At 33.9% G+C, this 19,329-nt stretch carries 15 protein-coding genes; 9 read left to right on the plus strand and 6 right to left on the minus strand.

Annotated features, from left to right (window positions below; translation table 11 throughout):
• The 5 genes from ACNQGJ_RS04770 to miaB all read right to left on the minus strand — a co-directional run bounded on the left by ACNQGJ_RS04770 (position 1) and on the right by miaB (position 4,764).
• Positions 1–852 (minus strand): tetratricopeptide repeat protein, encoded by an 852-nt coding sequence (locus ACNQGJ_RS04770; protein ID WP_417969560.1) that lies wholly within the window; start codon positions 850–852, stop codon positions 1–3.
• A gap of 89 nt (positions 853–941) precedes the next feature.
• Complete coding sequence (locus ACNQGJ_RS04775) at positions 942–1,445, minus strand: LptE family protein (RefSeq protein ID WP_417969558.1); 504 nt, start codon at positions 1,443–1,445, stop codon at positions 942–944.
• A 99-nt stretch (positions 1,446–1,544) separates the two neighbouring features.
• Positions 1,545–2,801 carry a sigma-54 interaction domain-containing protein gene (locus tag ACNQGJ_RS04780; RefSeq protein WP_417969556.1) on the minus strand — a complete coding sequence of 419 codons (1,257 nt, stop codon included), beginning with the start codon at positions 2,799–2,801 and terminating at the stop codon, positions 1,545–1,547.
• Between the two features lie 56 nt (positions 2,802–2,857).
• Positions 2,858–3,229, minus strand: coding sequence for a GxxExxY protein (locus ACNQGJ_RS04785; protein WP_417969554.1), 372 nt, complete (start codon positions 3,227–3,229; stop codon positions 2,858–2,860).
• A gap of 89 nt (positions 3,230–3,318) precedes the next feature.
• Positions 3,319–4,764 carry a tRNA (N6-isopentenyl adenosine(37)-C2)-methylthiotransferase MiaB gene (gene miaB, locus ACNQGJ_RS04790; RefSeq protein WP_417969552.1) on the minus strand — a complete coding sequence of 482 codons (1,446 nt, stop codon included), beginning with the start codon at positions 4,762–4,764 and terminating at the stop codon, positions 3,319–3,321.
• Between the two features lie 761 nt (positions 4,765–5,525).
• Between miaB and ACNQGJ_RS04795 the strand changes: the two genes are divergently transcribed.
• The 8 genes from ACNQGJ_RS04795 (at position 5,526) to ACNQGJ_RS04830 (ending at position 16,244) form a co-directional block, all read left to right on the plus strand.
• Positions 5,526–6,083, plus strand: a complete 558-nt coding sequence (locus ACNQGJ_RS04795) for a hypothetical protein (RefSeq protein WP_417969550.1) — start codon at positions 5,526–5,528, stop codon at positions 6,081–6,083.
• Positions 6,084–6,444: 361 nt separating this feature from the next.
• A complete protein-coding gene (topA, locus tag ACNQGJ_RS04800) occupies positions 6,445–8,961 on the plus strand; it encodes a type I DNA topoisomerase (RefSeq protein WP_417969548.1) in 2,517 nt (838 codons plus the stop codon).
• A 67-nt stretch (positions 8,962–9,028) separates the two neighbouring features.
• A complete protein-coding gene (locus ACNQGJ_RS04805) occupies positions 9,029–10,180 on the plus strand; it encodes a formimidoylglutamase (RefSeq protein ID WP_417969546.1) in 1,152 nt (383 codons plus the stop codon).
• A 272-nt stretch (positions 10,181–10,452) separates the two neighbouring features.
• The gene (gene porK, locus ACNQGJ_RS04810) at positions 10,453–11,856 is read left to right on the plus strand and encodes a T9SS ring complex lipoprotein PorK/GldK (protein ID WP_417969544.1); all 1,404 of its coding nucleotides are present in this window, start codon (positions 10,453–10,455) and stop codon (positions 11,854–11,856) included.
• A 50-nt stretch (positions 11,857–11,906) separates the two neighbouring features.
• Complete coding sequence (gene porL, locus ACNQGJ_RS04815) at positions 11,907–12,554, plus strand: type IX secretion system motor protein PorL/GldL (RefSeq protein ID WP_417969542.1); 648 nt, start codon at positions 11,907–11,909, stop codon at positions 12,552–12,554.
• 45 nt (positions 12,555–12,599) lie between these two features.
• Entirely contained in the window at positions 12,600–14,147 is a 1,548-nt protein-coding gene (gene porM / locus ACNQGJ_RS04820) for a type IX secretion system motor protein PorM/GldM (RefSeq protein ID WP_417969540.1), read from the plus strand.
• Positions 14,148–14,200: 53 nt separating this feature from the next.
• Positions 14,201–15,091, plus strand: coding sequence for a type IX secretion system ring subunit PorN/GldN (gene porN / locus ACNQGJ_RS04825; RefSeq protein WP_417971340.1), 891 nt, complete (start codon positions 14,201–14,203; stop codon positions 15,089–15,091).
• A 100-nt stretch (positions 15,092–15,191) separates the two neighbouring features.
• Positions 15,192–16,244, plus strand: coding sequence for an NAD(P)/FAD-dependent oxidoreductase (locus ACNQGJ_RS04830; RefSeq protein ID WP_417969538.1), 1,053 nt, complete (start codon positions 15,192–15,194; stop codon positions 16,242–16,244).
• A 2-nt stretch (positions 16,245–16,246) separates the two neighbouring features.
• On the opposite strand, the gene ACNQGJ_RS04835 is transcribed toward ACNQGJ_RS04830, so the two are convergent.
• Positions 16,247–16,630 carry a DUF983 domain-containing protein gene (locus tag ACNQGJ_RS04835; protein WP_417971338.1) on the minus strand — a complete coding sequence of 128 codons (384 nt, stop codon included), beginning with the start codon at positions 16,628–16,630 and terminating at the stop codon, positions 16,247–16,249.
• Positions 16,631–17,404: 774 nt separating this feature from the next.
• Between ACNQGJ_RS04835 and abc-f the strand changes: the two genes are divergently transcribed.
• Entirely contained in the window at positions 17,405–19,312 is a 1,908-nt protein-coding gene (abc-f, locus tag ACNQGJ_RS04840) for a ribosomal protection-like ABC-F family protein (protein WP_417969536.1), read from the plus strand.
• The last annotated feature ends 17 nt before the right edge of the window (positions 19,313–19,329 follow it).

Raw genomic sequence — 19,329 nt, forward strand, 5'->3', positions numbered from 1 at the left:
TTAATTATTATTATGTTGTAAAATCTTAATATCCGATATGCGGTCTGCAAAGAAACTACTTTTTTCTGGATATTTCAAAATTAATATTTCATAAGCTTGAATCGCTTTTTGATATTTTTTTTGCTCCAAATAGACTCTGGCTAAAGTTTCCGTCATCAAGAACGAATTGTCAGCAGCATTTAGGTCAAATTGAACAGTGGCAGCAACTCCGTGTCTTACTGGAGAAATCTTTGGACTTGCTTCAATAAATTTATCTATTAATTCTAATTTCTTTCTTTTACCTTCGTTTACTATAAGCGGCATTAAGTTACTGGGACTTTCTTTTTCTCTTATTATAGGTTCAGTGCGGGAAAGTTGTAACCATTCTTGAAAGGAATGTTGTTCACGTACAGAAAAATCTAACGGTTTGCCAATTGCCAGTTTTTCTTCGGTGATTTTTGAAGCATTATCAACTTCGAGTACTGAAGCTTTTCTTATCGATGTCAATATCGATTTTTCTAAAGAATTTATTTTGGATTCAGTTTTTTCTGCACTAATAATAATTTCACTGTCAACAACTGTTATATCAAGAATTTCTAATGCTTTTTTATCATAAAGATCTTTTTGAATCGAAGTGAATGTATCTGATGTAATGAAATCAAATAAAATAGATCGGTCCGTTGAATGTGCTGCGGTGATTTTTAAGGCAGTATTGTATTTAAAACTGTTTTGATTGTAAAGCCCTTTTAATTGAATTGCTCTGGCGCTTTGAAAATAAGGAAACTCCGTGAGTACGTTTTCCAAAGCTTCCGTTTGCTTTTCATGGATCGCATTAGGTTTATTAATCAAGTAAGTATAATCGGTTACGTTCATCTTTTAAGAGTTCAATGTTTAGTGATCAGTGTTCAATTTTTAGTGTATTTAAATGAATACTAAAAACTGCCAGTGGAATACTACTTCAGTTACCATTTTGCCAAAGACTCATTAAAGATGTCTTGTGTTATTCTTTCAAAAATTTCTTTCAAAGCATTGTTTAAAGTCGCTCCTGTCAATTGCTGTTGCGCGGGATAGTCATAGAAGAACGTAAATGGTTTTTCAAAATCATCCGTTTCTTTATTTTTATTGGTAAACCGAACGTTGACTCTAATTGTCAAACGATTTTGAGATGCCTGCTGATCTGCAGTTGCTGTCATCGGACTTATTCTGTAATCTACAATTTCGCCTTCGTAAGTGAGATCCGCATCATTTTTAACCAAGTTCAAATTGGTTTGATTCTGAATTAAATCCTGTAGTTCTAATGTAAATGTTCTGTCAATACCAGGCTCAATCAATTCAGCGTTATTCTGAAAAAAACCAACCTGAAATGTTTTAGCATCAATTTTACCGGTTCCTGTAAAGTTATAAACCGAGCAACTGTTGATGCTCATTATGATTATTGAAAGAAGAATAAGTTTAATATGTTTCATTTTATGTTTTAAAAATTGCTTCCCCGGTTCGCTAACGCGTGGGTTAAAGATATTCATTTTGAATTATAGCATTTGTCTCTGAGTAATTTGAGGTAAAAACTACAAGTCAAATTGCTTAATTTTTCGATATAAAGTCCTTTCAGAAATGCCTAATTCATCCGCGGCAGCTTTTCGTTTTCCTTTATTTTTCTCTAATGATTTTTTAATCATTTCGATTTCTTTTTGTTCTAGACGTAAAGTTTCTTCTTCTTCGATTGTTTCTGCAAAAAGGTAATTCTCATCATTTTCCTGATATACATCTTCATTGTTTTTAGCAGTGATTAATGTTGACCTTGGTTCTTCTTCAAAATCTATTTCGCTGTCATTTTCTTTGGAACCATATATTTTTTTTATTAAATGCTGATTGGTTTCCTGTACTTTGGACACGCCATTTTGAATCAATTCCAACGTTAATTTTTTCAAATCATTCAAATCACTTTTCATATCAAAAAGTACTTTGTACAAAATTTCTCTTTCAGTACTAAAATCACTTTCGCTTTTCTTATCTTTTATGACCGATGGTAAATTGTTGCCCAAAACCGGTAGATACGATTGCAAAGTCGCACCGGAAATATCCCGATTTGTTTCCAAAACAGATATTTGTTCGGCCACATTTCGCAATTGTCTGATATTACCACTCCAACGGAATTTTTGTAATAATTGAATAGCGTTTTCTTCCAGTTTTAACGGAGGCATTTTATATTTATGGGCAAAATCAGCCACGAATTTCCGGAATAACAAATGAATATCATCTTTTCGATCGCGCAAAGGCGGTAAAGTAATATCCACCGTACTTAATCGGTAATATAAATCCTCGCGAAATTTCCCTTTTTCAATAGCCTCAAATAAATTGACATTTGTAGCCGCCACAATTCTCACATCTGTTTTCTGTACTTGCGAGGAACCCACTTTTATAAATTCGCCATTTTCTAAAACACGCAACAAACGAACTTGAGTGGTAAGCGGCAATTCACCTACTTCATCTAGAAAAATAGTTCCGCCGTCAGCGACTTCAAAATAACCTTCACGAGTATTAGTCGCACCGGTAAAAGCCCCTTTTTCATGCCCGAAAAGTTCACTGTCAATCGTTCCTTCCGGAATGGCTCCACAGTTTACGGCAATATATTTCCCATGTTTTCTGTGCGAAAGCGAGTGAATAATTCTAGGAATATTTTCTTTTCCCACACCGCTTTCTCCTGCAACTAACACCGTAATGTCAGTAGGAGCTACCTGTATGGCTTTTTCTATCGCACGATTGAGCTTTTGATCGTTCCCGATAATCTCAAATCGTTGTTTTATGTTTTGAATTGATTCCATACTTTATTTTTTTTGCCACAGATTAAAAAGATTTTCACAGATTTACTTAATTTTATTTACAAAGCATATCTTTTATATTGTAAAGATTTATTTTGAAAATTAACTAATAATCCAACTTTTGAATCTGCTAATTTCAAATAGTTTAAAATTTGTGCAATATGTTCGTTGCAGAATTCTTTTACAGCTTTTATCTCTAATACAATATCTTCACATACAATAAAATCGGCATTAAATTTACTACGCAAAATCTCACCTTTATAATTAATTGAAAATTCTTTTTCTCTTTCGTAAGAAATATTGTTTAGCTTGAATTCTATTTCTAAAGCATCTTTGTAAACAATTTCTAAGAATCCTGGACCAAGAATTCTATGTACTTCCATACAAATTCCTATAATTTTATACGTTTCTTGTTCTCTGTATCCTTCCATCACAACGTTTTAATTTTTTATAGCAGATCAGAAAGATTAAAGAATTAAAAAGAAATCTGTGAAAATTTTTTTAATCTGTGGCTAATTTTTTAATTCATTTCACTCAAACCAACTGCTGTTCCTTTTAAAGTTCCGCTGGTGCAGCTTTCAATTTTAACTAAAACAAAAGCACCGATTTTATAATCTTCTTTTGGAAAAACCACCGTAATGCTTTGTGAATTTCTACCTGAAAATTCTTCGGTTGATTTTTTTGAAACTTTCTCTACCAAAACTTCAACGGTTTGTCCTATGAATTCTTCACTGCGGAACCAAGCGTGTTTTTGTTGTAAATCGACAATTTCCTGCAATCTTCTTGCTTTCGTTTCTTCGGTTACATCATCTTCCATTTTTCGGCCAGCTAAGGTTCCGGGACGTTCTGAATACGAATACATATAACCAAAATTATATTTCACATATTCCATTAAACTTAAGGTATCGTTATGATCTTGTTCGGTTTCTGTTGGAAAACCACTAATCATATCCTGTGAAATTGAACCATTTGGAATAATTGTTCTGATTTTATCAATCAATGTCATGTATTCCTCACGCGTATGTAAACGGTTCATTGCCGCTAAAATTCTATTGCTTCCTGATTGAACTGGTAAGTGAATATGCTTGCAAATATTAGGATGTTTCGCAATTACATGTAACACACTTTCATGCATGTCCTGCGGATTAGAGGTTGAAAATCGGATTCTCATTTTTGGGAAACCAACCGCCACCATATCCAGTAATTGGTCAAAGTCAACAGCAGTTGCTTTTTGCATTTCAGTAGCATTTTCAAAATCTTTCTTCAATCCGCCACCGTACCAAAGGAAACTATCCACGTTTTGTCCCAAAAGCGTAATTTCTTTAAACCCTTTATCCCACAAATCCTGAATTTCGGTCATGATGCTCTGAGGTTCTCTACTTCGTTCTCTCCCGCGGGTAAAAGGTACCACGCAAAACGTGCACATATTATCACAACCACGAGTAATTGAAACTAAAGCGGTAATTCCGTTACTCATTAATCGCACTGGAGATATATCGCCATAGGTTTCGTCTTTCGACAAAATCACATTAATCGCATCACGGCCTTCTTCCACTTCTTGTAAAAGGTTTGGTAAATCTTTATACGCATCAGGACCCACAACAAGATCTACAATTTTTTCTTCTTCCAAGAATTGACTTTTCAAACGCTCGGCCATACAGCCTAAAACGCCTACTTTCATTTTCGGATTAATACGTTTGACGGCATTGTATTTTTCTAAACGTTTGCGAATCGTCTGCTCTGCTTTGTCCCGAATAGAACAGGTATTGACCAAAACCAAATCGGCTTCTTCCAAAATTTGCGTTGTATTGTATCCGTTTCCCGATAGAATGGAAGCAACGATTTCACTGTCTGAAAAATTCATTGCGCAGCCATAACTTTCAATAAAAAGTTTCTTTGTATTCTCGGGTTTATTTTGTAAAACAAGACTTTCGCCCTGTTTGCTTTCTTCAATAATCTTTTCCATTATGTATTTTCAAAGTGCAAAGATAAGGGAATTCAAATAAATATGACAAGATGTCAGATTAAGAATTAACACTATTTTGTTTTTTACATAATTACATTAAAAAGAGGGTAAGATTTCTTTAGCGGTGCCTTTAATATCATAATTAGTTTTTAATACCAGTCCAAAATCCTAGTTGTTAATTTTTTCGAGTTTGTTGATATTGGGTTGCGCTAATTCCTTTAAAGCGATTGTTGTTTTCTTTTATGTTAAAAAAAAACAACTGAGCTGTTATGATTGGTTTTTCTGAGGGCAGTAATAGTTTCGTTTTTTATAATGATCTGGCAGTTACAGCTCGGATTAATCTATGGATTATTTACTAGAAAGGTAAAATTAATTTTAATCGTAGTATAAATTCTATTTACTAAGTGGTTGTTTTATTTCTATAAAAATCAATTATTTGATAATTTAAATAGGTTTCTAAAGATTACGATACAAATTATATTAGACCGTTAAATTTTTATTAAAAAACTAAAAATCAGATATTTATAAATTAAATTTATAATAATTTTACGGATGTAATTAATTGGAAGAAGTAGTACTTACCGTATTTTTTGGATATAAGATATCAACATCTATGTGAACGGTTTCCACCTGTACATTTTCTTGTTATCGATGTGATTATTCGAACAAAAAACAAAAATTAATCGTATTTATTATAATTAAAACTAATTGCACCTATTATTTAATTCTAATCAAATAATTCTAATCTTAAATTAAAAACTATGGACACTGAAAGAGATCAAAACCGAGCTGAAGGAACTAATTCGGAACGAAAAATGTTAACAGGAATGTTTTCAGATCGCGAAAGCACCGAGAAAGCTTACAATTCACTTCATGAAAGAGGGTATAGTAAGGATGATATAAACTTAATTATGTCTGATGATACTCGTAAGAAACATTTTGCCGATGATGCTCAAGAAACGGAAATTGGTACTAAAGCAGCAGAAGGAGCAGGAAAAGGATCTGCTATCGGAGGTACCGTGGGCGCAATTGTAGGAGTGGTAGCAGCACTAGGCACTAGTTTAGTTATACCTGGCTTAGGGTTGCTTGTGGCCGGGCCTTTAGCAGCCGGTTTAGCGGGTGCGGGTGCGGGCGGAATTGCAGGTGGAGTAATTGGAGCCTTAGTGGGTTCAGGAGTTCCCGAAGAACGCGCTAAATTATATGAATCTGGAGTAAAAGATGGGCATATTATTATGGGAGTTCATCCTCGTAATGATGAGGATGCTACGATGATAGAACAGTCGTGGCGTGAAAATAAAGGACAAGAAATATACCGTTAAATTTAACAGTTTTAAAAAGGGGAATGTATTGCAAAATGCTTCCCTTTTTTTTATTGCTTTAAATTTTAGCTTTAAAATAATTATTAGGTTAAGACAAATTTAAAATTAGGCAATCAGTTTAATCCCTAGTTTCAATCAAATCCTATTAAATTTTTTTTTGAAAATAAAATGTGGGTGCTAAGGAATAAGTATGGAATTTTGAGAAAATAATACAATAATTTTTATTTGTTTAATTGATTGATATTTTAGCGAGTTGGTAGTAATCCAAAGCTGTATTTCAACGAGAAAATTTACTTTTAAAATTTAAAAAACTTAAAATTTAAAAAAATCATATACTTTTGCCGACATAAACAATTGGAATATGGCAAAGAATTTAGTTATAGTGGAATCACCTGCGAAGGCAAAAACAATCGAAAAATTTCTAGGAAGTGATTTTCAGGTCGAGTCAAGTTACGGACATATTGCTGACTTGCCCTCTAAAGAAATTGGTGTAGATGTAGAAAATGGTTTCAAACCCAAATATGAAGTTTCTGCTGATAAGAAAGCGTTGGTAAGCAAATTAAAAACTTTAGCCAAGAATGCCGAAATGGTTTGGTTAGCAAGCGATGAAGATCGTGAGGGGGAAGCTATTTCTTGGCATTTAGCCGAAGAATTAAAACTAGACAAAAAGAAAACCAAGCGAATTGTTTTCCATGAAATAACTAAAACTGCCATTCTAAAAGCGATTGATAATCCACGTGAAATCGATTATAATTTAGTCAATGCACAACAAGCCCGTCGTGTTTTGGACAGATTAGTTGGTTATGAATTGTCTCCAGTACTTTGGAGAAAAATAAAAGGCGGGCTTTCTGCGGGTCGTGTACAATCAGTATCCGTTCGTTTAATTGTAGAGCGCGAAAGAGAAATTCAAAACTTTAATGCAATTGCATCATATTCTGTTGTAGCTGAATTCACTACTGAATCTGGCAAAACATTTAAAGCCAAACTGCCTAAAAATTTCAATACTAAAAAAGAAGCCGAAGATTTTTTAAATAAAAATATAGGTTCTACATATAAGGTTTCGGATTTAGAAACAAAACCTACCAAGAAAACTCCAACTGGTCCATTTACGACTTCGACCTTGCAACAAGAAGCTGCACGTAAATTGTATTTACCTGTTGGGATTACCATGCAACTTGCACAACGTTTGTATGAAGCTGGACTTATTACATATATGAGAACGGACAGTGTGAATTTATCTAAAGATGCGATGGAAGCTGCTCAGGCTGAAATTATCAAATCCTACGGAAAAGAATTCTCGAAACCGCGAACTTTTGTCAATAAAAGCAAAGGCGCACAGGAAGCGCACGAAGCAATTCGGCCTACGGATATGTCTCGTCATACCGTAGATATCGATCGAGATCAAGCACGATTGTACGATTTGATTTGGAAAAGAACATTGGCTTCGCAAATGAGTGATGCGCAATTAGAACGTACTAACGTGAAAATTGAAGCAAATAATCACGGTGAAATATTCACAGCTTCTGGAGAAGTATTGCTTTTTGAAGGTTTTTTGAAAGTGTATCTTGAAGGTCATGATGACGATGAAGAAGAGCAGGAAGGGATGTTGCCAGCTATGAAAGTCAATGAAAAGTTACAAAACAATTATATTTCAGCGACTGAAAGGTACTCTAGAGCGCCTGCACGATATACCGAAGCTTCATTGGTAAAAAAATTAGAAGAATTGGGCATTGGTCGTCCTTCGACTTATGCGCCAACAATTTCTACCATTATCAACAGAAATTATGTAGAGAAAGGAAATCTTGATGGACAAGAACGTAATTATAAACAATTGACTTTACAGTCCGGGAAAGTAGGGGAGAAGTTGTTGAAAGAAAATACAGGTTCTGATAAAGGAAAATTAGTTCCTACAGATATTGGAACTATTGTTACCGATTTCTTGGTAAAGAATTTCGGAAATATTTTAGATTATAATTTCACGGCAAAAGTCGAACAGGATTTTGATGAAATTGCTGAAGGAAATATTGTTTGGACAAAAATGATGCAAGAGTTCTACGATAAATTTCACCCGACGGTAAAAGACGTAGAGGCCAATGCAGAAAGAGAAAGCGGTGAAAGAATTTTGGGAACAGATCCAAAAACGGGAAAACCAGTTTCAGTTCGTTTGGGTAAATTTGGTCCGATGGCTCAAATTGGAGCTGCAGATGATGACGAGAAAAAATTTGCCAGTTTGATGACCGATCAAAATATTGGAAACATTACTTTGGAGGAAACGTTGAAATTGTTTTTGTTGCCAAAAAATCTCGGAGAATATAAAGGAGAAGAAGTTGAGGTAAGTAATGGACGATATGGCCCATACATTCGTCATGGCGCTGCTTTTGTTTCTTTGCCAAAAGGAGAAAATCCCTTAGATGTAGATTTTGAAAGAGCTCAGGAATTAATTGATGAGAAAGCAGTTGCCGATGCTCCGATAGCTATTTATAAAGGGGAAGGTGTGCAAAAAGGAACAGGCCGTTTTGGTCCTTTCATTAAATGGAACGGTTTGTTTATTAATGTAAGTAAAAAGTATAACTTTGATAACCTATCTCAATCGGATATCGAAGCCTTGATTGAAGATAAATTGCAAAAGAATATTGATAAGGTTTTGCATAATTGGGAAGAAGAAGGAATTTTGGTTGAAAAAGCCCGTTGGGGACGCTCCGTTATTACTAAAGGTAAAATCAAAATTGAATTGAGTAAAGATGTTGATGCTGCAAAATTGACCTTAGCAGAAGTTCAGGAAATGGTTGCCAAGAAAACGCCAGCCAAAAAAGCAGCTGCCAAAAAAGCACCGGTCAAAAAAGCTCCAGCAAAGAAAGCTGTTGTGAAAAAAAAATAATAACTAATTCCAATCTTGTCTCCCTCTCTCTTAAAGAGGGTTGGGGAGCGGAAAAAATATAAATATAATGGAATTTGATTTTCTAAAACCAGTCGATAACGAAATTCTTACTTATATAAACGGATTGACTTCTCAGCAATTAGGAAGTAAAATAGTGTTGCATACTGATAAACAGTTTCCAGATTTAAATAAGATTAAAATTGCTGTCATAGGCGTTGTAGAAAATCGAGGAGATAAAAAAGCCGTTTCAGATGTGGATTTAATACCACTTAGAAAAGAGCTTTACGGATTGTTTCCTGGAAACTGGGATGCTTCTATTGCTGATTTAGGCGATATTCTTGCTGGGAATTCTAGTGAAGACACTTATTTTGCATTAAAAAAAGTTGTTGCAAGTTTAATTAAGAAAAAAATTACTCCTATAGTTATTGGTGGTTCTCAAGATTTGACGTACGCGCTCTATAGAGCTTACGATGATTTGGAACAAATGGTTAATTTAGTTTCGATAGATAATAAATTTGATTTTGGTAAGGACGAGGAAGCAGTTTCGGCATCGTCTTATTTGACAAAAATAATTGTAGACGAACCCAATAATCTTTTTAACTATTGTAATATTGGGTATCAGACGTATTTTAATTCGCAGGAAGAAATAGATTTAATTGAAAAACTATTTTTTGATGCGTATAGGCTAGGAGAGGTTTCCAATAACATTTCTATTTCGGAGCCAGTTTTTAGAGATGCTGATTTAGTAAGTATTGATTTACATTCAGTCAAATCATCTGATTCGGGAAATTTTATTTCGTTCGCGCCAAATGGATTTAATGGAAAAGAAATTTGCGCTTTGTCACGATATGCAGGAATAAGTGATAAAGTATCGTCATTTGGAATATTCAACCATAATAACTCAATACAAGAATCGGTGCTTATAGCGCAGATAATTTGGTATTTTATAGAAGGGTTTCATTATCGCTCTAATGAGTATCCTTTTGGAAGTAAGGAAAATTATTTGAAATATATAGTGCCATTGGAAGAGGAGGAATTAATTTTTTTTAAAAGTGATAAAACGGATCGCTGGTGGATCGAAATCCCTTTTATTTCAAATGGTAATAATAAACTAAAAAGAAATACGTTATTACCATGTTCCTACGAGGAGTATTTATTGGCTTGCAACCAAGAATTACCGGAAAGATGGTGGAAAGCACAACGTAAAAATATTGTGTAAATAATGTAACTAGATTCACGATTCAATCCTTAAAAAACGTTTGAAAATTAATGTGTTTTATGGTAGTTTTACCGTAATGTAATACATGAAAAATGCAGTTTAGATGTATTTTATCGGTTATTTTGGTATTTTATCGATAAAATATTTTTTTTGTATTTTATTTAACATTATTTTTGAGCGTCAATTAATTTCACGGCAAAAAATATTGTTTTATAAATAAATAATAAATAGGTTTACACACTTAAAAATAATGAATAGATAACAAAATTTATATGAAGAAGTTCATTGCATATACGTCAATTTTAGCCCTTTTGATCGGCTGTGGTAAATCAAGCGATAAAGGAGAATTAGTTGGTATTAATGGAGGCAAATGGCATCCTGAAAAACCGTATGGAATGGCTTTAATTCCTGGTGGTGCTTTTATTATGGGTAAATCAGATGCTGATTTAGCTAATGTGGAAGATGCACCTACTAAAACCGTTACTGTTCGTTCATTTTACATGGACGAGACGGAAATTACTAACAGTGAGTACCGTCAGTTTGTAGAATGGGTAAAAGACTCTACAATGAGAGTTCGATTAGCGATTATGGCTGATATGAGCGGGCAAACTGCTGATGCAGGGGCTGCTAAAGGTAAAAATGCTGGAAGCATTGGTGATTTTGCTTTTAATGATTCAGATCCTGAAAAAATGACGGCGTATGATAAATACATGTATGATAATTATTATAGTGTAGGTACCGCTGACGATCCTTATGCAGGTAGAAAATTGAACAAAAAAGTGAAACTTATCAAAGATACTAAGCTGTATCCAGATGCTGAATATACTGAAGTGATGGATTCTATGTACTTGCCGATCGAAGCTTCATACAATGGATTAAGAACTATTGACGTAAATAAATTGAAATTTCGGTACTCCTGGATGGATATTCAGGCAGCTGCAAAAGCTAAAGTAGGAAATAGAAAAAACTTCATCAGAACAGAAGAAGTAAAAGTATATCCTGATACAACGGTTTGGATTAAAGATTATGCGTACTCCTATAATGAGCCTATGCATAATGATTATTTTTGGCATAAAGCGTACGGAGACTATCCGGTTGTAGGAGTTAGATGGACTCAGGCAAAAGCATTTTGTGCTTGGAGAACATTAAATAAAAATACCTACATAAAATCTAAAAAGAAAGGCCACGATCTGATAAACTCTTTCAGATTGCCAACAGAGGCTGAATGGGAATATTCAGCAAGAGGAGGTTTAGAATCCGCTACTTATCCTTGGGGTGGTCCTTATACTAAAAATGACAGAGGTTGTTTTCTTGCTAACTTTAAACCTAACAGAGGGGATTATGCGGCAGATGAAGCTTTGTATACAGTAGAAGCAAAATCCTATGAGCCAAATGGTTATAATCTTTATAATATGGCTGGGAACGTTTCGGAATGGACAGATTCTTCCTATGATCCAAATGCTTACGAATATGTTTCTTCTATGAATCCGAATGTTCAGGATTATAGAAATCAAAGAAAAGTAGTTCGAGGTGGTTCATGGAAAGACGTTGCTTATTTTCTTCAAGTAAGTACTCGTGATCATGAATATGCAGATTCTGCAAGAAGTTATATTGGTTTTAGAACGGTTCAAGATTATATGGGCCTTCAAACTACTGGAACCGGGAAAAAGAAATAATTATAACAAAATCAAATCTATATCTACTAAATTTTAAAAAAAAAACTATCATGGCTTTACTAAGTAAAAAACAAATGAATTTCGCATACGGTATGGGAGCTGCGGTTGTAATTATTGGAGCGTTATTCAAAATTACACATATTGAATTTGGAATTATAACAGGGAATTTAATGCTTACAATAGGTCTTATAGTGGAAGCTTTAATTTTTGCTCTTTCTGCTTTTGAACCAGTTGATGATGAGTTAGATTGGACATTAGTTTATCCTGAATTAGCAAATGGAGTAAAAGGAGAACCAAAGAAAAAAGTGGAAACGCCATCAGATGCGCAAGGATTATTGTCTCAAAAATTGGATGCAATGTTGAAAGACGCTAAAATTGATGGAGAATTAATGGCCAGTTTAGGTACTAGTATAAAGAACTTTGAATCAGCAGCTAAAGGAATTGCTCCAACGGTAGATTCTATTACGGCAACCAAAAAATACAGTGAAGAATTGTCTATGGCTGCGGCACAGATGGAATCTTTGAATAGTCTCTACAAAGTACAATTGGAAAGCGCTTCAAGAAATGCTGAAGCAAATAAAGAAATTGCTGAAAACGCTGTGAAATTAAAGGAGCAAATGCAATCTATGACTACAAATATTGCATCATTAAACAATGTTTACGGCGGTATGCTATCTGCAATGGGTAATAAAGGATAATTAGTTTCAAACTATAAAAAAACAACAAACTAATTAGTAGAAAATATGGCAGGAGGAAAACTAACCCCTAGACAGAAGATGATTAACCTAATGTACTTGGTTTTTATCGCAATGTTAGCTTTAAATATGTCCAAAGAGGTTTTATCAGCTTTTGGGATTTTAAATATTAAAATAGTAGAGTCTAACTCTATAACGGATACCAGAAATGAAAGTTCATTTCAACAGTTAGCTCAAAAAGCTGTAGATCAGCCAGGGCAGTTTGGGGATAAAAAAGCAAAAGTCGAAAAAATTAGAGCTTTGTCTAAAGAGTTTAACGACTACATAGAAAACATCAAGACAACTGTTACCCAAAAATTTGTAAGAGATGCCGAAGGAAATTTGCCCTATGAGGAAATGGATAAAGGGGATTTAATTGATAGAATGTTCTTTACCGGAGATAAAGTTTCTAAACAAGGGAAAGAGTTTTTAGATAAAATCAATAATTTTTCTTCTCAAATAAAAGCCATTGGTGGAAGTTCAATTGCTGAATCTGAAATGAAAAAAATAGAAGCAAGATTTGCTACAAAACCAATTTATTCTGAAAAAGCAGGTGCTAAATTAGATTGGATAGATTATAATTATAAAGGGTATCCGCTTATTGCTACAATTACTAAATTATCGCAATTACAAGCAGATATCAAAGCAACGGAGAGCGACGTAATGACCGGAATGTTCCAATCGGATTTAGTTGCAGCTGCATCACTTACGGCCTATCAACCGATTGTAGTTCTTGATAAATCAGTTTTCTTTCAAGGAGAAGCAGTAACAGGAAAAATTATTTTAGGAAAATTTGATCCATCATTAAAAGCAAAATCGGTTATTGTCAATGGATCTAGTGTGCAAGCGCAAGCTGGTCAAGCTAAATTCTCTTTTGGAGCGGGTAATATAGGTGAACATGCTATCGGAGGGTCTTTTAATTTTGATGAAAACGGGAAAGTGGTAAGCTTACCTATCAAAGATAAATACGTAGTTGTTGCTAGACCAAAATCAGCTACTATTTCTGCGGATAAAATGAATGTAGTTTACAGAGGTGTTGTAAACCCGATGACTATTTCTTTTGCGGGTGTTTCTGCAGATAAAGTGTCGGCAAGTGCTCCAGGATTAAGTTCTGCGGGTGGTGGAAAATATAACATGAGTCCGGGATCAGGAACAGAAACTGTTATCAATGTAACAGGAACACTTCCTGATGGTTCTAAAGTTACGGATAGAAAAACCTTTAGAATAAAAGGTATTCCTGGTCCAACTGGAACTATTAGAGGAGAAATGGGTGTGGTAAAAGGACCTAAATCAAATTTACAAATTGCTACAATTGGAGCAAAATTAGTGGATTTCGACTTTGAAGTTGGTTTGAATGTTGTCGGATTTAATTTAAAAGTAACAGGTCAGCCTACTGTTGTTGTTCAAGGCAATAAATTGAATGCACAGTGTAATGCTGTACTTTCAAAAGCAGTTAGAGGGGATCAAGTTACTATTTCTGAAATAAAAACAAAACTTGTAGGTGCAGGTAGCTATTTATTGCCAAGAACTGCTCCCGTAATTTTTGAAATACAATAAATAAAAAGTAAGTTTATATTTGACCTACTTCAATATCTTATTATGATACCATGATGAACGTAAGAAATTTTTTAATCGCTATTGTCTCTATCACGGGGAGTTTCGCTTCCTTTGGACAGTCTAATTTGCTTAATGCAAAAACTCCTGACCAAATAGGGCTTAAAACTGCAGCACAGCTCATTTCAGATAATGACAAACCATTAGAGTATGGTTATGTGCATGATAGGGATGTTTTAATGGGTAAGACTACATGGGAAATTATTGACTTAAGTGAAAAAATTAATTTTGCTTTGTATTTTCCCGTTGATACTGCAAATATTGGATCCGATAGAAGATCGTTATATGATGTGCTTACCAAAGCTATGAAGAATGGTGAAATTACTGAGGTGTATACCGATAGTTATTTCAATACCAAAAAATCAATGCAAGATATTCAAGCTTCATTGACTCGAATTGACACTACTGATGCAGGTCGAGAACAGATTAATGCAGGAAATCAAATATCTGATGAGTATATTTTACGACAAGACTTATCTGCTCAAGATGTAACCCAATATAAAATTAAAGGATACTGGTATTTTGACAAACGTCAAAGCGAATTGAAGTATCGTTTATTGGGAATTTGTCCTGTAACTCCTGATGTTTACACGATGAACAGTGATCAAAAAGATTATATTGAATTGTTCTGGGTATTCTTCCCAGCAGCACGAGAAGTTTTACATGAAGCAAAAGCTTTCAATGATAAAAATTCAGCAATGCCAGTTTCATTCGATCAAATATTAAACTCCAGGCGTTTTAATAGTGTTATTTACAAAGAAGAAAATGTATACGGTGATAGAAGCATTGACGAATACATGAAAGATAATGCGCAGAATCAATTATTAGAATCGGAAAGAGTAAAAGAGAAAATTCGTAATTTTGAATCCGATATGTGGAATTATTGATACCAATTTTAAAAGATTATATAAAACTCTTACTGTAATGGTAAGAGTTTTTTTGTTTTAATTTGGTTACTTTGCACTTATTTAAAAGGTATAATTTCAAATGATTGATTATTTAATTGTAGGATCAGGTTTAGCAGGGATATCATTCGCAGAGGTTGCTTTGCGCCATGATAAATCTATTTTGGTATTGGACAATGACTCCCAAAATTCATCTAAAATTGCTGGAGGTTTGTACAATCCTGTTATTTTAAAGCGTTTTAGCGAAGTGTGGCAAGCACAAGAACAATTGGCGTTGATGAATGAATTTTTTGCTATTTTAGAAGAAAAACTAAATTGCAAGGTCGATTTTAAAACTCCTATTTTAAGAAAATTCTTTTCCGTTGAAGAACAAAACAATTGGTTTGCTGCTTCAGATAAAGTAACGCTTGCTCCTTTTTTGTCGACAACATTAATTTCTAAAAAATATGTCGGGATTGATTCTCCTTACGGATATGGCGAAGTTTTACAAACTGGTTATGTGGACACCGCTTTGCTTTTAAATAAATACAGGGACTATCTGAAAAATAACAATTGGTTTCAAAAAGAATCCTTCGATTATAGTGCTTTGCAAACAGTGTCTGATGGCATTCGTTATAAAGATATTCACGCTAAACATATCATTTTTGCGGAAGGTTTTGGTATGCATGCAAATCCCTATTTTAATAGTTTACCCTTAGACGGGACTAAAGGCGAGCTTTTCATTATTAAAGCACCTGAATTAGATTTAGACGTAATTGTAAACACGAGTGTGTTTATTTTGCCACTTGGGAATGATTTATTCAAAGTTGGAGCAACATACAATTGGAAAGATAAAACAGATGTACCTACAGAGGAAGGTAAAACGGAGTTAATGGCGAGAATAAAAGAAATTATTACATGTGATTTTGAAATTGTTGAGCATTTTGCTGGCGTTCGACCAACAGTTAAAGATAGAAGACCATTAGTGGGAACGCATCAAAACCAGCAAGCAATACATATTTTAAATGGATTGGGAACTAGAGGAGTTATGTTAGGACCTGCAATGGCAAAAGCGTTATTTGAGAATATAGAACATCAAGTTCCACTAAACAAAGAAATTGACATTACTAGATTTCTAACTAGAGCAAAGAAATAATTTTATTTTAGTTTTGTTTTTGGATCATAGGAAACAAACATATTGATATAGATGTTTCTGGACCACCGCAAGACAAATGGAAATAAAACGATTATCGATGCAATTATGGTAATAAATGCAACTTTTAGGCTGGAGCCAAATAAAATAAATGAAATTACAAAGGCTGCTATTCCAGTAGCGACATTTAGTCCGTAACTCACATACATTGCACCATAAAAAAAAGATGGTTCAATTTGATATTTTAAGCCACAATGGCTACAATGTTCATGCATTTTTAAAATTTTACTGAAATGTAACGGATTTTCATCCGAATACATACTCTCATTCTGACATTTAGGGCAAGTTCCTGTTAAAATGCTATTTAATTTGGATCCTTTTTTAAACATTTGCATAAATAATTAATTTTTTAATGTGCTGTAATACAGGTATGTGTGAAGATTAACTTGTTGTTGCTGTCGAATTTACAGTTGAATAGGTAAGCATTCGATGTGATAGTCAAGTTCTATCATTTTAGGTGCTGCAAATATAGTGATTTTTGACCAGATATTATAGCGTGTACAAGAGATTTATTGTCATATTCTTAATAAAACCGAATTATTGTTGAATAATAACTGAATAAAATAAATAAACAATTATAATAAACTAATTTAATTCAAGGTTTATTGATAATGATGCAATATAATTGTTAAAATAGATTCAAATGAACGGTATTCGTTAACCTCAGCTCCAAAAAAGCTTTAACGAAATACTATTAAAGTGAGCACGTTTAATTCTTTTACCCGTGCTAATCACCTTAGTAATTGAATTTGGTGAAAAATGTAATCGAGATTTCACCTCAAACCTGACCATCAATTTCTTTTTTAAACTTATCGAATCTAATATTATTTACCATACTTTTGCATTTTGAAAATTACAATGATAAATATGGATGTTTTACTTTCGAATTTAGTGTTGAATTCAGCAAAAATTTAATAAAAAAACAGGCATACTGTTGAATTACAATCGAATTATAAAAATATAAATAACAGATTAATAATTAGTTAGGTGTTTTGGTAATAGCGTAATTCTAAACATTTGCAAAAAATTTAATTTTTCCTTTTTTACTCCCGGCAATTCGGGATACAAATTTGCAAATTCGAAAAGGAATAAAATAACAATACATGCTTAATATACACAATTTATCCGTTTCGTTTGGTGGTACTTATTTATTTGAAGAAGTTACTTTTCGATTGGGTGCCGGTGACCGTGTGGGTCTTGTTGGGAAGAACGGAGCCGGAAAATCTACCATGCTTAAAATGTTGGCAAAAGATTTTGCTCCTGATTCAGGTGTTATTTCTCAAGAGAAAGATCTTCGTATGGGATTCCTGCGTCAGGATATCGATTTTGAACAAGGAAGAACAGTGCTTGAAGAAGCATACGAAGCTTTTACCGAGATTAAAATTGTGGAGAAAAAACTTGAAGAGATTAATCACTTATTAGTTACAAGGACTGATTATGAAAGTGATGAATACAGCCAGATTATAGAAGACTTATCCGATTATACGCATCGTTTTGAATTATTAGGCGGTTATAATTATGTAGGAGATACAGAGAAGATTTTACTAGGCTTAGGATTTAAAAGAGATGTTTTCGATAATCAAACGGAAACTTTCTCTGGTGGATGGAGAATGCGTATTGAATTAGCGAAATTATTATTGCAGGCCAATGATGTTTTGTTGCTGGATGAGCCTACGAATCACTTGGATATAGAAAGTATCATTTGGTTAGAAAGTTTCCTCCGTAATTATCCCGGAGTGGTAGTGATTGTTTCACACGATAAAATGTTTTTGGACAATGTAACAAACCGAACTATCGAAATTTCCTTGGGTAAAGCATATGATTTCAATAAACCGTATTCGCAGTACTTAGAACTGAGACATGAAATACGGGAGAAGCAATTGGCGACGCAAAAAAACCAAGCCAAGAAAATTGAAGAAACAGAAAAATTGATTGAAAAATTTCGTGCCAAAGCTTCCAAAGCGTCAATGGCACAATCATTAATCAAAAAATTAGATAAAGTAGAACGAATTGAAGTTGATGAAGATGACAATTCTGTGATGAACATTACTTTTCCAGTTTCAAAAGAACCGGGACGGGTAGTTATAGAAGCCGAAAATGTAACCAAAAGCTACGGTGATAAAACAATTTTGAAAGATATCAATCTGTTAGTGGAGCGTGGAAGTAAAATTGCATTTGTTGGACAAAATGGACAGGGAAAATCGACTTTTATTAAGGCTATTGTTGACGAATTCGAATATAAAGGAAACATCAAGCTAGGTCATAATGTACAATTGGGTTATTTTGCCCAAAATCAAGCGGAATATCTGGACGGTGAAATCACATTGTTGCAAACAATGGAAGATGCCGCTGCAGATACGAACCGAATGAAAGTACGCGATATGCTGGGCTCTTTCTTGTTTCGTGGCGATGATGTAGAGAAAAAGGTAAAAGTCCTCTCTGGGGGCGAAAGAAATCGTTTGGCGTTGTGTAAACTATTGTTGCAACCCATTAATGTTTTATTGATGGATGAGCCTACGAATCACTTGGATATCAAATCTAAAAATGTTTTGAAAGCCGCTCTTCAAAAATTTGGCGGTACTTTATTGTTAGTTTCTCATGATAGGGATTTCTTGCAGGGAATGTCAAATTTAGTATATGAGTTTAAAGATCAAAAAATTAAAGAATATTTAGGCGATATCAATTATTTCTTGGAGCAACGTAATATGGAGAATATGCGTGAAGTAGAGAAAAAAGATGCTGAAAAAGCAGCCGCACCTAAAGAAAGCAATAAAGCTTCCTACGAAGATCAGAAAAAAGGAAAAGCACTGCAAAATAAATTAAGCAAAGTGGAGAGTCAAATTAAGCAATTAGAAAAAGATATTCAGCAAGATGATAAAATGCTCGCTTCTAATTATGACAAACATATTGAAGACGCGAAGTTTTTCATAGCTTACAATAAAAAGAAAGCAGAGTTGGAGAAATTACTGTTAGATTGGGAAGTAGTTCAAGACGAAATAGAGCATTTATAAAGAAGAGAGAGTTCCAG

Origin of the sequence: Flavobacterium cryophilum (assembly GCF_048286555.1) — a bacterium.
Lineage (GTDB): Bacteria > Bacteroidota > Bacteroidia > Flavobacteriales > Flavobacteriaceae > Flavobacterium.

Bases quoted from the DNA above. Each gene is read 5' to 3' on its own strand.
- ACNQGJ_RS04770 (WP_417969560.1), bottom strand. From the start codon at position 852: ATGAACGTAACCGATTATACTTACTTGATTAATAAACCTAATGCGATC.
- ACNQGJ_RS04775 (WP_417969558.1), bottom strand. From the start codon at position 1,445: ATGAAACATATTAAACTTATTCTTCTTTCAATAATCATAATGAGCATC.
- ACNQGJ_RS04780 (WP_417969556.1), bottom strand. From the start codon at position 2,801: ATGGAATCAATTCAAAACATAAAACAACGATTTGAGATTATCGGGAAC.
- ACNQGJ_RS04785 (WP_417969554.1), bottom strand. From the start codon at position 3,229: ATGGAAGGATACAGAGAACAAGAAACGTATAAAATTATAGGAATTTGT.
- miaB (WP_417969552.1), bottom strand. From the start codon at position 4,764: ATGGAAAAGATTATTGAAGAAAGCAAACAGGGCGAAAGTCTTGTTTTA.
- ACNQGJ_RS04795 (WP_417969550.1), top strand. From the start codon at position 5,526: ATGGACACTGAAAGAGATCAAAACCGAGCTGAAGGAACTAATTCGGAA.
- topA (WP_417969548.1), top strand. From the start codon at position 6,445: ATGGCAAAGAATTTAGTTATAGTGGAATCACCTGCGAAGGCAAAAACA.
- ACNQGJ_RS04805 (WP_417969546.1), top strand. From the start codon at position 9,029: ATGGAATTTGATTTTCTAAAACCAGTCGATAACGAAATTCTTACTTAT.
- porK (WP_417969544.1), top strand. From the start codon at position 10,453: ATGAAGAAGTTCATTGCATATACGTCAATTTTAGCCCTTTTGATCGGC.
- porL (WP_417969542.1), top strand. From the start codon at position 11,907: ATGGCTTTACTAAGTAAAAAACAAATGAATTTCGCATACGGTATGGGA.
- porM (WP_417969540.1), top strand. From the start codon at position 12,600: ATGGCAGGAGGAAAACTAACCCCTAGACAGAAGATGATTAACCTAATG.
- porN (WP_417971340.1), top strand. From the start codon at position 14,201: ATGAACGTAAGAAATTTTTTAATCGCTATTGTCTCTATCACGGGGAGT.
- ACNQGJ_RS04830 (WP_417969538.1), top strand. From the start codon at position 15,192: ATGATTGATTATTTAATTGTAGGATCAGGTTTAGCAGGGATATCATTC.
- ACNQGJ_RS04835 (WP_417971338.1), bottom strand. From the start codon at position 16,630: ATGTTTAAAAAAGGATCCAAATTAAATAGCATTTTAACAGGAACTTGC.
- abc-f (WP_417969536.1), top strand. From the start codon at position 17,405: ATGCTTAATATACACAATTTATCCGTTTCGTTTGGTGGTACTTATTTA.